This is a genomic window from Spirosoma koreense (genome assembly GCF_054777875.1).
Map to the genome: position 1 here is coordinate 857,504 of NZ_BAAHAC010000022.1, position 14,014 is coordinate 871,517.

The window sequence follows — 14,014 nt, forward strand, 5'->3', positions numbered from 1 at the left end:
CTTAACGTGTCCCTGGCAACTAGCTGAGGATGTTACAGGATTCCTCCTGCCGTCGGAATGACAAAAATGCATTCGTTGATTCAACAAAAAACGACGTTTAAAAATGATTCTAATGCTCAACAAGGCAAAAAATAGATGACATGATTTCCCGGAACCGCATCAACATTCTGATTGTCTTATTGCTGAGTTTCACCGCGTTTAGGTCGGCGCTTGGCGACGACGGCTACCGGCTCTGGTTGAAATACGACCGGATCAATGACGCGGCCCGGCGGGAAGCCTACGCCCGTTCGGCATCGTTTATCGCGCTCGACGGTAATGGGACTATACTAAAAACTGCAGCGGAGGAACTACAGGCTGGCTTGCAGGGCTTGCTGGGCAAACCAGTCCCTATCGTGACCAACGCCGGTAACCGGCCAGGGGGTATTCGGCTGACCGTGAGCAAAGCGCCGACTGCCGACGTGGCGAACCTGAATGACGAAGGCTACCGCATCGTCAGCCAGAGAGCGGGCCAACCAGCGGAAATGACCATTACGGGGAAATCGGAAGCCGGGGTGCTGTACGGCGTGTTTGCCCTGCTTCGCCATCTGCAAACCGCGCAGCCGATCGAAGCGCTTTCGATCAGCAGCAGCCCCAAGGTGCGGTATCGGATGCTCAACCACTGGGACAACACCAACGGCACAATCGAGCGCGGGTATGCCGGTGAGTCGCTCTGGAAATGGTTTGAACTGCCCGCTACCGTCGATCCGCGCTACCGCGACTACGCCCGCGCCAATGCATCGCTGGGGATAAACAGTACGGTTGTCAACAACGTAAACGCCAGCCCCCGCTTCCTGACGGCTGAGTATCTGGAGAAAGTAGCGGCACTGGCCAGCGTATTTCGCCCCTACGGCATCCGGCTGTATCTGTCGGTGTATTTTCCGGCTCCCAAAACCATCGGCGGGCTGAAATCGGCCGATCCGCTCGAACCGGACGTGAAAAAATGGTGGGCCGATAAAGTCAAAGAAATTTACACCGCCATTCCGGACTTCGGCGGGTTCCTGGTCAAAGCCAACTCGGAAGGCGAGCCGGGCCCGCAGGATTACGGCCGCGACCATGCTGATGGAGCCAACATGCTGGCCGATGCGCTGGCGCCCTATAACGGCATCGTGCTCTGGCGCGCCTTCGTTTACAAAGCCGACCCTAAGGCCGATCGGTTCAAAGCCGCTTATGAAGAGTTCAAACACCTGGATGGCAAGTTTAGAAAGAACGTCATTGTGCAGGTGAAAAACGGTCCGATCGACTTTCAGCCTCGTGAACCGTTTTCGCCCCTGTTTGGGAATATGCCGAAGACTCCACTGGCCATAGAATTTCAGATCACCCAGGAATACACGGGCTTTGCTACGCATCTGGTCTACGAAGCGCCGATCTTTAAAGAATGCCTCGATTCGGATACGTACGTAGCCGGAAAAGGCTCGACCGTGTCGAAGGTGGTCGACGGGAGTTTACACGGGTACGCGCTGACGGCCATGGCGGGTGTAGCCAACACCGGTTCGGACCGGAACTGGACGGGCAACCCGATGGCGCAGGCCAACTGGTATGCGTTCGGCCGGCTGGCGTGGGATCATACCCTGTCGCCCGAAACCATTGCCCGCGAATGGGTGAAGCTCACGATCACGCAGGAGCCCCGCGCCGTCAGGACGATTACGGATATGCTGCTGAAATCGCGGGAGATTTACGTCAATTACAATACACCCCTGGGACTGTCACGTCCCTGGACCGGGGTTCACTTTGCTCCCGAACCCTGGCAGAATCAGAGTCCGCGCCCAGACTGGACGGCCATTTACTACCACCGCGCCGATTCCGTCGGGCTGGGTTTCGACCGGACTTCCACCGGCAGCGATGCGCTGGCGCAGTACCGGCCCGAGGTTCGGCGGGTTTGGGAGACGGCCGAAACCTGTCCGTTGCCATACCTGCTGTGGTTTCATCATGTGCCATGGACGAAAAAGCTGAGTACGGGCCGAACCCTCTGGGATGAGCTCTGCACGCGGTTTTATACAGGCGCCGATTCGGTGGGCTGGTTGCAGCAGCAGTGGGCACAGGTGAAGCCCGCTGTCGATCCAGAACTGTTTGCAGACGTATCGGGGCGGCTAGCTACGCAGCATAAAGAAGCCATCTGGTGGCGCGATGCCTGGGTGCTGTATCTGCAGTCCTACGCCCGACAACCTATTCCGGCTCCCTTCAAAAAACCAGATCGCACGTTGGAGGATGTGAAACGTTTGGTCGATATTTACCGCCTACGGTAAGAAAACAAGCCCAGGAGGTTCGTTTCTGAGGGTTTGGCAAGGCGTGCCACGGTTTAGAACCGTGGCACGCCTTGCCAAACCCTCAGAAACCATATGTCGACTATGAAATCAGACTTCAACAAATTGTTATTTTTTCTGGGCTGTACGCTGGTTTGCCAGTTGAGCCAGGCACAGACCAAACCCAAAAAAGCCCTGTTCGTGATTGTCGACGGCATTCCGGCGGACGTCATCGAAAAACAGCCGACGCCCAACCTGAAAGCCATTGCCAGCGTGGGTGGCTACGCCCGGGCGTATGTAGGTGGGCAGAAAAGCACGTACTCACAGACACCGACGATTTCGGCCGTGGGGTACAACAGCCTGCTGACGAGTACGTGGGTGAACAAGCACAACGTCTGGGACAACAGCATCAAAGACCCGAACTATCAGTACTGGACCATCTTCCGCTTCTTCGAAACCCAGTATCCGCAGAAGAAAACCGCCATTTTCTCGACCTGGCTCGACAACCGAACCAAGCTGATCGGTGAAGATCTACCCCAAACCAACCGTATGCGCATCGATTACTCGTTCGACGGCCTGGAACGCGACACGCTCCTGTTTCCGCACGATAAAGAGAAAAACTACATTCACCGGATCGATGAGAAGGTGATCGACGAAGCTACGCGGTACATTCAGGACGAAAGCCCCGATCTGACCTGGGTGTATCTGGAATATACCGACGATATGGGCCACCGCTACGGCGACAGCGAGCAATTTTATAAAGCTATCGGTATGATGGACAGCCAGATGGGACGTTTGTGGAAAGCCATTCAGTACCGGCAAAAAACTTTTGGCGAAGACTGGCAGGTGTTTATCACGACCGATCATGGCCGGACAACCGATACGGGTAAAGACCACGGTGGGCAATCGGACCGCGAACGCAATACCTGGATCGTGACCAACGCCCGTGACCTGAACAGCCAGTTCCGAAAAAACAAACCCGCCATTGTCGACATCATGCCCACGATGGCCCGTCATCTGAATCTTACGATTCCGAAGGAACAGGCCTTCGAACTCGACGGTATCTCGCTGACCGGCAAACTGTCGATTGCCGAGCCGGTTGTGAAAAAGGAGGGAAGCCAGTTGAACCTAAGCTGGCAGGCCGTTGAGCCGGAGGGAACTGTGAAAGTCTGGCTCTCGACTACGAATCACTTCGAAGAAGGCAAACGGGACGATTACCATCTGATGGCCGAAGTACCCGTTAAAGCCGAATCGGCCCGCATCGATGTGTCGAAGTTACCGGCCGGTTTCTTCAAGATTGTTCTCGAAGCTCCCCATAACTGTTTGAACCGCTGGGTGGTGGAAAAATAAGTCTAAACCGGCGTTTCGGTGGGTGCGTAGCCGAACCGCTTTTTAAATGCGTAGCCAAAATGGGAAAGGTTCTCAAACCCAACTTCCAGATACACGTCCGAAGGCTTTCGCTGTTTCTCCCGGATCTGGTAATGAGCCAGTTCCAGCCGCTTCGCCGTCAGCCATTTCTGCGGGGTGGTTTGAAACGCCTTTTTAAAATCGCGCTTGAAGGTTGTCAGGCTGCGACCGGTCATGTAGCCGAACTTAGCCATCGGTAGGTTGTACATATAGTTCTGCTCCATGAAATCGGTGAGGCTTTTTTTACCGGGCTCGTTAAAATCGGCCAGCAACGCATCGATATCCGAATCAATAGACCGAAGAATAGTAATGGCTTCTTCTATTTTTAGTGCGGCCAGCGTTTCCGGCAACGGTTCGGGCAGATCGAAATAGGGAACCAGGGAGGCCAGACAACTATTCAGTAGCGGATGCTTATCGAACGTGCGGAACCCAGGCAGTTGCCTGGGTCTGACGTCAACCTTTTGTTTAGCATAAAAAGTAGTGAGCCGCGCCGGGGTCAGATGCATCACCGCCGATTGATGCGGCATACCATCTTTGGGATAGTTGATAACAGTAACCAGTTCGTTGCGCGGAAAGAACACGGTATCGCCGGGCCTAAACCAGTACGTTCTGCCGCCCTGCAGGATCTTGGTTTCACCGGATATAAGCCAGACCAGCAGATGTTCGTCAAACAGCACATCGGCCTTGTAAAATCGGTCGTCAAAGCTTGATAGCTTTAAGTCGGGATGGATATAGTGCGTCTGATGTCCCACGCTTTTTTCGTTGTTACAAGCTTACACCAGTTAGTTCTTCGCTCAACGTCCACAAAAGTTTTGCTTGTTCTGCATCGACCGAGTAAGGCTTAACACCCCGCAGAGTTAATGGATCGTCGTAGTGGTGGTCAATGTTGCCGAGGTCCAGTTCGGCGATGTCGGCATTCTCGCAATAGACACCACCCAGATTGGCCAGTTGTGGGCTGGTCGCACACCAAACTGTGGTGGCGGCTCCCTGCGGGATGGTCTTCAGTTTCCGAGCTACTTCGGGGTATAAATTGCCATCAGCATCGTGGGTGCCCATTTGTTGAAAAAGCTGCATGGGCGCAACCCGCCCCAGATCGGTCCCGTTTACCGAACCAGGATGAAGTGAGAAAGCTCGTATACCAACATCTTTACCCCGCCGGTCGAGTTCTACGGTAAACAGGTTATTGGCAGTTTTGGATTGACCGTAGCCTACCAGCGTTTCGTAAGGCCGGTGTTCAAAATTAGGATCATTAAAATCAAACGGGGCAATCTGATGCCCAAATGAAGATACGGTAACTACCCGGGCTCCATTCGCTTGTTGCAAAGCGGACCAAAGCCGGACTGTAAGCTGAAAATGACCGAGGTGATTCGTCGAAAGCTGTGATTCATAGCCTCTGGCATCCCGTTTCAACGGTACCCACATAATTCCTGCATTGTTGACCAGGATGTGGAGGGGACGATTGGTACGGAGGAATTTTTCCGCAAAGGCATCGATCGAATCCGGGTCCATCAAATCCATCGCTTCGACGGCTACATGCTGAAGACCATTTAGGTTCTGAGCCGCCTTGTCGCGGTCGCGGGCGGGTACGATTACCTCGGCGCCCGCTGATACAAAGGTTCTTACCGTTTCCAGGCCGATGCCAGCGTAGCCGCCGGTAACAATGACCGTTTTACCTGTCAGGTCAATTCCATCAATTACATCGGCGGTAGTCGATGTGGCGGTAAAACCAGAACCGATTGGCTGTTGCAGACCGGGATTGTAATTGTCTACTGCGATTGATTGTTCCATTTTTAACATGCTGATTGGTTGGAACAAAGGTAGACGGGGCGTTTTCTGACTATTTTGTTTTAAAGACCTAATTTATTTGTTCTGAGGACCACGGACTAATCCAGCAAAAGATTATTTCACCCGCGTCCAGCTGCGGGTTCGGCCCAGGAAGCTGATGCCCATCACGTACCCATGCAGATCCATGGTGTTGGGGTCTTTCAGGGTTATGTCGCAACTGTAAGTTTTTCCGTCTTCAGGGTTGTAAATCTGCCCATCGCCCCAGACGTTGTTTCCTTTATAGACTAGATCCGACAACAGTATCATCTGCATCAGCGGTCGCATACGCAGCTTTTCGTCGGGGTTGGCAACGTCTACTTTCGGCTTTCTGGTAACCGGGTCGTTGGGTTCCAGCATCCAGACCAGCTTGCCGTAATACTTGTTTCCCTGCTTATAAATCTGAACCTGATTGCGCTTCTTCGAGCTGAGCCATTTTCCCAGCAGCGCATCGGGGTCGTCGGCCCTGGGAGCCGCTGCAGCCAGGGTCAGGCAAACCAACAGGGAAAGGATAGAAAGGCGAAGGGCAGTCATGAGTGTCAAGGCGTTGAGCGATCGTGATTTGGGTTTTTCCTGTATAAACAAATTAAAGGTCAGTTTGGCGGAGCCGTTGTTGAAAATCGCCATGAAAATCGATCGGATAAAGATCAGATGCGAAGGCTACCCTGGTGTAGACATATGCACGTGGAGTATAGACCATTGACGGACAGACGGAATTTCGTTGACGAGCCGTACCTGAAACACAGACCAGGCAAGGTACGCAACTGAATGGATGGTTTTTTTGAGGAAAAGTTTAATCGATACCCAAAGCAATGTGCCTGAGATGGTCTTCTGGTCGTCAATGCATTTCCTTCAGCGACACCCAGTATAAGCCCGTAAAGAGAAGGCTGAAAAATACCCCGAACGAATGGTTGAGCGCGCCAAACCCAATCAGCACAATCGGCAGAATGAACCCTATGACCACGCCCGCTACATAAATCCAGAAGCCAATTCGGCGTAGCCGGAACATCAGAATGGCTCCCAGCAGCGTAGGCACGGCATAGGCAAGCTGGGCCACCGCTAAGGTCTGGACCTGATCCGGATCTTCATCCATGGGTTCGTTGCCCGAAGAGCGGTCTTCATAGTATTGCTTGGGCGGAGCTTTCTGGGGGTCTGGTGTGGCCGTTCGTTCGACCTGAGTGGTTTCTGAAACCGCATCGGTTTGAATAAGAGATACCACCGAGTCGGAGATATTCCAGGCGCAGCTAAGAAAAGTGAGAATGCAGAGTAGGGTTAAAAATTGCGAACGCATACGTAAGGCGGCCTTGCCGTTTTGAAATGGGTTGTACTTACCTGGGCAGATCTTTCGCTTCAGGCCGTGCCACGGTTTGTTTGAACAACATGGATAACCACGGCCTGTTGTTGCGGTGGCACAGCCTGAAGCGAAAGGTCTGCTAAGAACTGATCGATCGACCGAATCGGTTTGACTACGTTAAATAAAAAGCGGTTTCTGGTCCTGATTACTTTCGGAGCCACACCGATGCCATCCTGAAAAAAGCTTATTTTCGCGGGAGAGTTCATTTTATTATTTACAAAATCTCAACTACCATGACTTTGCAGGAACTGACCGAGCAGATACGGGCTAAAGTTACGCACGCCGACAACATCAACGCGACTATCAAACTCGTTACCGACCAAGGCGTTGTGTATATCGATGCGACTCAATCGCCCGCTGTGGTTTCCAATACCGACAAACCCGCCGACTGTGACCTGCACGTAAGTATCGACAATCTGGTCAAAATCGGAACGGGTGATCTGAACCCGATGATGGCCGTGATGAGCGGGAAACTGAAGATCAAAGGCGACATGGGAATCGCCATGAAGATGGGCCAGATTATGGGCTAAGCACACCAGAGGACACCTCACTGAGGTGTCCTCTTTCCATACCTCCTCTTTTTTGACGTATGCGGTACCGATACGATCCGTTGATCCACACACTCACCTTTCTGTACGGACTCATCCCAATCGCTATTTTCTTTCTTGGCTGGTTACGCCCGATGGTCGCCATTCCGGCTACGCTGCTCCTGATCTATTCGGCAGTTGTTTACACGAAGCGAATCGAGAAGGCTCCTGCCCTGACCCCTCAGCCCATCGACTGGAGGAGAACAAGCCTGATCGCGATCATGGCCTTTGTCTGGGTCTATTGTTCCGGCATTGGCGGCTACACCAACCAGGACTGGGATCATCATGGCCGAAACGCCATTTTTCACGACCTGATCACCTTCGACTGGCCGATTTACTATGATTTTCCGGTCGATTACCACTTTCGGGAATTAGCCGGGAAGCACTCGTCCTTAAATTACTATTTCACGTTCTGGCTGCCTGCAGCCTGTATCGGGAAAGTGTTTGGCTATCCGGTGGCCAGTGCGTTTTTAGTACTCTGGACGTACATCGGTATTCTGCTTTCATTCTACTACCTGAATCGCTTGTTCAGTTTCAACTACGCGCTGGTCTGCGTTGGGCTGTTTATTCTCTGGAGCGGGTTCGATCTGTTCGGGTACCTGCTGATCCGGCGGAGTCTGCCGCCCATTGATGCGCTTTCCGAAACGTACTACTATTATTTCTACACCTCCTTTACCGCCGATCTTTATAATCCGTTCAATCAGGCTGTTCCGGCCTGGCTGTTGACCCTGTACATCCTGAACGACGCCAAAAAATTACAGGTGTTACCCCTGGTTATTCTGTTCGCTTATTCGCCCTTCTGCTTTGTTGGGCTGGTGCTGGCGCACGGATTGTATTACCTGCTGGCAACGTACCGGGCCGGCAAAACCGTACAGGATTACGGCCAGGAAATTTTTCAGGCACTTTGGCGACCCGATACGCTGGGTGTACTGGTGATTCTGATCAGCTACGCGCTGTTTTACCAGGCGCATTCGGGCGCGGTACAGAACACTGTTTTCTGGGCCCGTTACCTGACTCGTGGCCCCGTTCTGAACACGCTACTGGTCGGTAGTTATGTCGTGACGTTTTTTCTGGAAGTGGGTGTCTATCTGGCGTTTATCTATTTCTTCGCTAAGTCGACCTATCGCGCCTATAGGCTCTGGTTCTGGCTGATTTTCGTAGTGCTTTTTCTGCTGCCCCTCTGGGTGATTGGCACCTGGAATGATTTAGCCTCGCGCGGGTCGATACCTTTCCTGACAGTGTTGCTCATCATGACGCTGACGGCTCTGATCGAGTTTTACGAAAAACAAGGTCGGCGTACGCAATTTTATGGCGTTCTATGCGTGCTCGTGCTTTCCTTCCAAACCCCCATTTACAGTCTGATTCGTAGCCTTTCGTTTACCGACAAGCCCATATTGCTCAACGCGGTCGGTTCGCTGGCCGACCCCCAGCTCGACGAAAATAACGATCCGGCGCACATGCTGAGCAGTGTCAATAATTTTTACTCCCACGATCCGAAGCAGTTTCTCTTTTATCGCTATCTGGCAAAGCGTTGATAGCAAAGTGACTAATACAAGGTGGTTTTGTACGACCCTGTAGGGGTCGAATATGTATAGGTAATCTCGCCTTCTATAATTATTCGACCCCTACAGGGTCGCACTACATCATTATAGCTCTAGTATGATAGTCTCCGCCGAAAATAAGTACTAGCAGCACCAACTGATCTTCAGTTGCCAGAGTGTATATTGTGGCATTTAATCTGTAGAAAATATGACTAAACCCACTCGTCGTAAGTTTTTAGAAAGCGGTGCGCTGGCCACTGCCGGTTTTTTGATCGTGCCGCGGCATGTGCTGGGCGGAAAAGCGTCGGATGGAAAGCGGATCATAGCGCCTTCCGATAAACTCAGTATCGCGGCTGTCGGTTGTGGCGGTAAAGCGGATGTAAACATCAGGCTGGCGTATAACAACGGTTCCGACAATGTCGTAGCCTTGTGCGACGTCGATGACCGACAGGCTAAAAAATACCGGGCTCAATTCGCCAGCGCGCCTTATTTTCAGGACTACCGGGAGATGTTCGATAAGGCTGGAAAGAGTTTCGATGCCGTTATCGTCAGCACGCCCGATCATATGCACGCACCCATCGCAATGGCGGCTATGCAACTGGGTAAGCACGTTTACGTAGAGAAACCGCTGACGCACGATATCTACGAAGCCCGCATGCTGACCGAAGCCGCCCGCAAATACAAAGTAGTGACTCAAATGGGTAACCAGGGTAGTTCGGGCGATGCGACGCGGATCATCGAAACGGCCATCGAGAAGAAGATGATCGGCCATGTGCACACAGTTTATTGCTGGACGAATCGACCGGTATGGCCGCAGGGCGTTGCATCACCAAAAGACAAAGGCGAATCGCAGCCCGTTCCGCCTGAAGTAAACTGGCCACTCTGGCTCGGTACAGCTCCGACGCGTCCGTATCACGACGCGTACATGCCTACCCGCTGGCGGGGGTATTGGGATTTCGGGACTGGTGCACTCGGCGACATGGGCTGTCATTTCATGGACGTGCCGTTTCGGGCGCTCAAACTCAAATACCCTACGTCGGTGGAGTGCAGCGTCGGGTCGGTGTACGCAGACTTCTTCAAGGAAGCGTTTTACGACGATGTCTGCCCGCCTTCGTCGGCCATCCACCTGACGTTTCCCTCAGACGATAAAAAAGTAAAAGAGATCAAGTTTTCGTGGTTCGATGGCGGAATCCGGCCCCAACTACCCGAAGGGGCCGCCTACGATGAAGTCTTTCGCGAAATCGATGGCGGCATCCTGTTCATCGGCACGAAAGGCATGCTGACGGGCGGTCTATTCGGTAACAATCCCAAACTACTACCGTCGGACAAATTTGCCGACAAAGCCCTGCCCGCACCCGAACGGCCACCGGTAGAAGGAAAAACGGAAGGACACCAGCAGCAGTGGGTAAAAGCCTGCAAGCAGGGCTACGGGGCTTATACGTCTTCGTCCTTCGATCAGTCGGGACCGCTGACGGAGACGGTGCTGATGGGTAACCTGGCAACCCGTTCGTATCTGGCCCGGGAGGACGGTAAGTTCACGGGCCGCAAAAAGCTCTTCTGGGATGGCGACAACATGAAAATCACCAACTTCGATTATGCCAACCAGTTCGTCAGGCGCCAATATAACGGCGGGTATACGTTGTAGGGTATGGGGAAAGGGCATGGGGCATAGGGAAATGGATAGGGTAGGGGGAGCAGAGTTTAGTATAACAACGGGTTCATCCTATCAATCCCCGCCCTATGCCCTGTGCTCCTTGCTTCTTAACCTGCCACCCTCTACATTAGTGGTTCACTCGTCCGCTGATGAGACGCTTTGTCCAACTTTTGCTGTTTCTGATAGGCAATTGCCTGTTGGCGCCCTGCCTGCTGGCTCAGCCATTGAGTAAGCAACCCATTGTATCGTTACCGGCCGATCAGGGACAGGTTTGGCTACAGGGCTATTTGGCTTATCTGCGGGATTCATCCGGTACGCGCACTCTTACGGACGTGAGCAGCCCGGCTCACGAAGCGACTTTTCAGCCTATAACTTCACCCGTTCCTAATTTCGGCGTCGTCACTGGCATACAAACGGCGAAGCCCGTCTGGTTACGCTTTCGATTGAAGAATTCAGCCCCACAACCACAAGCGTGGCTGGCCGAAATCGACTTCTGGTGTTTCGACGAGCTTCAGCTGTTTGTGGTCGACAGCGCGGGACGGGTATTGTCGACTTCGCCGGTCATGGGCTGGAAAATCCCGTCCACGCAGCGCATCCGGCACCATCGAAACTTCTGGTTTCCGTTTACCGTACCTGGCCAGCAAAGTGTAACGGCCTATCTGCGAGTGCTCAAACACCGCGGTACGCAGGTTGTTCCTGTCTCACTCGTGCGAGAATCGGCTTATGAGTCGACTGTTCAGAAGAGCTACCTGTTCTGGGGCGGCATTCTCTTTACACTAACGTTCGTAGCGTTGATGAGCCTGATTTTCTTCTTGAACACATTCAACCCCATTTATTCCAAATACATTTTCTGTCTGCTGGGGCTGGTCGGATTTTTCGTGATCAACAACGGCTTTTTGAATCAGTTTGCTTTCGAGGAGCAGTTCTGGATGCCCCGCCAGAACGTCTATTTTTTGTTTCCGCTGATTCTGTTCTACTCGCAGCTTGTCTTCGTGCGGGCTTTCCTGCCGCTGAAGCATACGCCCTCGCGACGTTTACACAAGATCGGAACGATTGTGCTTTGGTGTGGGCTTGTTTGCCTGATCGCCCTGACGTCTGAGTGGTTTATGTCTTTGTCGCCAACGCAGGAACTAGCGCTGATCCGTCTGTTTACCCTGCTTTACTGGCTGCCTATGCCGGTCATCGTGGCCTTCATCGTGATCAGTATTATCCGGAAATACCACGTTCAGGAAGCCTGGCTGTATCTGGTAGCCGTAGCGCCTTTTTACGCCCTGAACCTCGGGCTGGTGTTTGCCAATTTCGGCATCCTGCCAACGTATAAAGCGCTGGCTAATTTTGCGTATTATGCGCCGGCCGCTTTGTTCGAAGTGCTGGTACTGACCGTCGGGCTGGCTTACCGCTATAAAATAGACCGCGACCAGACCGAGCGACTCATCAAAGACCAGACCATTCAGCAGCAGCGAACCTACCAGGCCGAAGTACAGACATTGGCCCTGAAAAATAATCTGCTGGTCGAGAAAGAGCGTATAGCGCGCGATCTGCACGACAACGTGGGTGCGCACCTGGCTTTCGTCGTGACCAACCTGACGCATATCAGCGATCAGGCCGAAAAGCAACCCATGCTCAACGGTCGCCAATGGTCGGGCCAACTGCGAACGATCGTCAACTACACGCGCGAGGCCGTCAAACTCCTGCGCGAAACCATCTGGGCCATTCATCAGGAAAGCTTCACGGTAGAGGAGTTTTCGGATCGACTGAATCAATACATCAACCGGTACGTACACGAAACCGACGGCCTGCACGTCGACGTCGAGGTGACCGGTTCGCAGGTACAGCGGCTCAGTTCGACCCAGGTGCTGAACCTGTTCCGGATCGTGCAGGAAGCTCTCAACAACGTGATCAAACACGCACAGGCTACCCAGGCCAACGTCCGTCTACACGTTCATGCCAACGGGCATATCGACCTGCGCATCCACGACAACGGCCGGGGCTTCACCTGGCCGAATGCCACTATTTCCGAACCCCACTATGGCCTGCAAAACATGCAGACCCGCGCCCAGGAACTAGGTGGTACTTTCCGGGTCGTCGCTCATGAAGGCACGACCGTGGAAGTGCTGGTCTAGTGAGTAATCCCGTTGCTCTAAGGCCTCATTTTCGGTAAAATCTCCCCCTCAAAAGTTGGCTGAAGACACATTTTGTAATGGTTTTGGCTGTTCAATAACGCACTGGCCCTATGCACCTTAAGGAACACCCGCTTCAGCATCAACATATATAGCTTCAGCTGATGAGAGACGAGGCCCTGTCTTATGACCTCTGAGGTGGGGAAAGTGAGCCTTACATAGGCCCACCAGCCGATCCTTCACTAGCAACTACAATTCCAGGGGTTAGGTGGATGCCTATTAGGTCTGATTATCCTAAAGGCCCTTGGGGTGACTTGTGGTACAAGATAGATCGGATTATGGCGGTCAATGCTTTGTTCCCGGGAGTGGGTGTCTTACGAGCCTCCTCGGTAGCCTTCAAAGCAACAAATTTCAGAATAAGTCTAAGAGCTTTACAAGGAGCACCTCCAGCAACAAAAGCATACCATGCTCATCATATATTTGCCCGAAAATTTGAAGCACAATTTGCTCAAAGAGGAATAAATATCCATGAACCTAGATTTGGGGTTTGGTGGGAAGCTAGACCTCATCTCGATGCAGCAGCATACAATAGAGAATGGGAGAAGTTTTTCAGGACATACCCCAATGCTACAAGGGATGAAGTATTCCAGTTCAGCAAAAGTTTGATGGCTAAATACGATTTACAATTTCTTGGTTCTAGCTATATTCTCAAATGCGACCAGCGGATTTTTCACAATATGATGGGTTTTACGTTCTTTCAGATAAAACTGATAGGGGGGCAATTTTTGTCGAACCTGTTGAGAATGCTTCAACTTTTCCTTATCTGAAAATCATAAGAAATGGTCCTAGTACAGAGGAGCCCGTCCCGTTTACTATCAAAAAAGATGGAAAGTGGAAAGATCTGATATTCGGGGGATGGGCTAGCCTTTACTTTGTCAGCCCTAAATTTTACGATGTACTGAAGGATATGTCGGGAATTAGGTTCTATTCAACGCTTATCCTAGGCTCAAAAACAAAGCCAACGAATAGCACTTACCTCGGTTTGTCTGCTACGGGAAGAAGTGGCCCAATTATTAAAGAATGGTATACTGAGGAAGTAGTTACCCCCAGGATTTATTCCCGAACGGAAAGGCGTTTACTTTTCTCTTGAGAGTTGGGACGGAAGTGATTTCTTCATTCCAGAAGACACAGCAATGATTGTGACAACCGAAAAAGTGAAAACAGTTATTGAACAGAATAAGCTGACAAACG

General features: G+C 52.2%; 11 protein-coding genes. 7 read left to right on the forward strand and 4 right to left on the reverse strand.

What is annotated here, in order from left to right; genetic code table 11:
- Positions 1-140: 140 nt before the first annotated feature.
- Both ACYVC2_RS16850 and ACYVC2_RS16855 read left to right on the forward strand, forming a co-directional pair.
- Positions 141-2,282: an alpha-glucuronidase family glycosyl hydrolase gene (locus tag ACYVC2_RS16850; protein ID WP_461103771.1), complete on the forward strand. Its 2,142-nt coding sequence runs from the start codon at positions 141-143 to the stop codon at positions 2,280-2,282.
- 102 nt (positions 2,283-2,384) lie between these two features.
- Positions 2,385-3,629 (forward strand): alkaline phosphatase family protein, encoded by a 1,245-nt coding sequence (locus ACYVC2_RS16855; RefSeq protein WP_461103773.1) that lies wholly within the window; start codon positions 2,385-2,387, stop codon positions 3,627-3,629.
- Between the two features lie 2 nt (positions 3,630-3,631).
- Here ACYVC2_RS16855 and ACYVC2_RS16860 read toward each other — a convergent pair whose 3' ends face one another.
- From ACYVC2_RS16860 to ACYVC2_RS16875, 4 genes are all read right to left on the reverse strand, one after another.
- The gene (locus ACYVC2_RS16860) at positions 3,632-4,438 is read right to left on the reverse strand and encodes a helix-turn-helix domain-containing protein (RefSeq protein WP_461103775.1); all 807 of its coding nucleotides are present in this window, start codon (positions 4,436-4,438) and stop codon (positions 3,632-3,634) included.
- 13 nt (positions 4,439-4,451) lie between these two features.
- The gene (locus ACYVC2_RS16865; protein ID WP_461103777.1) at positions 4,452-5,474 is read right to left on the reverse strand and encodes an SDR family NAD(P)-dependent oxidoreductase; all 1,023 of its coding nucleotides are present in this window, start codon (positions 5,472-5,474) and stop codon (positions 4,452-4,454) included.
- Between the two features lie 111 nt (positions 5,475-5,585).
- Positions 5,586-6,041 (reverse strand): DUF2147 domain-containing protein, encoded by a 456-nt coding sequence (locus ACYVC2_RS16870; RefSeq protein ID WP_461103779.1) that lies wholly within the window; start codon positions 6,039-6,041, stop codon positions 5,586-5,588.
- 304 nt (positions 6,042-6,345) lie between these two features.
- Positions 6,346-6,798 (reverse strand): hypothetical protein, encoded by a 453-nt coding sequence (locus tag ACYVC2_RS16875; RefSeq protein WP_461103781.1) that lies wholly within the window; start codon positions 6,796-6,798, stop codon positions 6,346-6,348.
- Positions 6,799-7,094: 296 nt separating this feature from the next.
- Here ACYVC2_RS16875 and ACYVC2_RS16880 point away from each other — a divergent pair, with 296 nt between their 5' ends.
- The 5 genes from ACYVC2_RS16880 to ACYVC2_RS16900 all read left to right on the forward strand — a co-directional run bounded on the left by ACYVC2_RS16880 (position 7,095) and on the right by ACYVC2_RS16900 (position 13,590).
- Positions 7,095-7,391 (forward strand): SCP2 sterol-binding domain-containing protein, encoded by a 297-nt coding sequence (locus ACYVC2_RS16880; RefSeq protein ID WP_461103783.1) that lies wholly within the window; start codon positions 7,095-7,097, stop codon positions 7,389-7,391.
- A gap of 59 nt (positions 7,392-7,450) precedes the next feature.
- Positions 7,451-8,983: a hypothetical protein gene (locus ACYVC2_RS16885; protein WP_461103785.1), complete on the forward strand. Its 1,533-nt coding sequence runs from the start codon at positions 7,451-7,453 to the stop codon at positions 8,981-8,983.
- Between the two features lie 214 nt (positions 8,984-9,197).
- Positions 9,198-10,634 carry a Gfo/Idh/MocA family protein gene (locus ACYVC2_RS16890; protein ID WP_461103787.1) on the forward strand — a complete coding sequence of 479 codons (1,437 nt, stop codon included), beginning with the start codon at positions 9,198-9,200 and terminating at the stop codon, positions 10,632-10,634.
- Between the two features lie 158 nt (positions 10,635-10,792).
- On the forward strand, positions 10,793-12,766 hold the full coding sequence (locus tag ACYVC2_RS16895; RefSeq protein ID WP_461103789.1) for a sensor histidine kinase: 1,974 nt from the start codon (positions 10,793-10,795) through the stop codon (positions 12,764-12,766).
- Positions 12,767-13,077: 311 nt separating this feature from the next.
- The gene (locus tag ACYVC2_RS16900; protein WP_461103791.1) at positions 13,078-13,590 is read left to right on the forward strand and encodes a DUF2380 domain-containing protein; all 513 of its coding nucleotides are present in this window, start codon (positions 13,078-13,080) and stop codon (positions 13,588-13,590) included.
- The last annotated feature ends 424 nt before the right edge of the window (positions 13,591-14,014 follow it).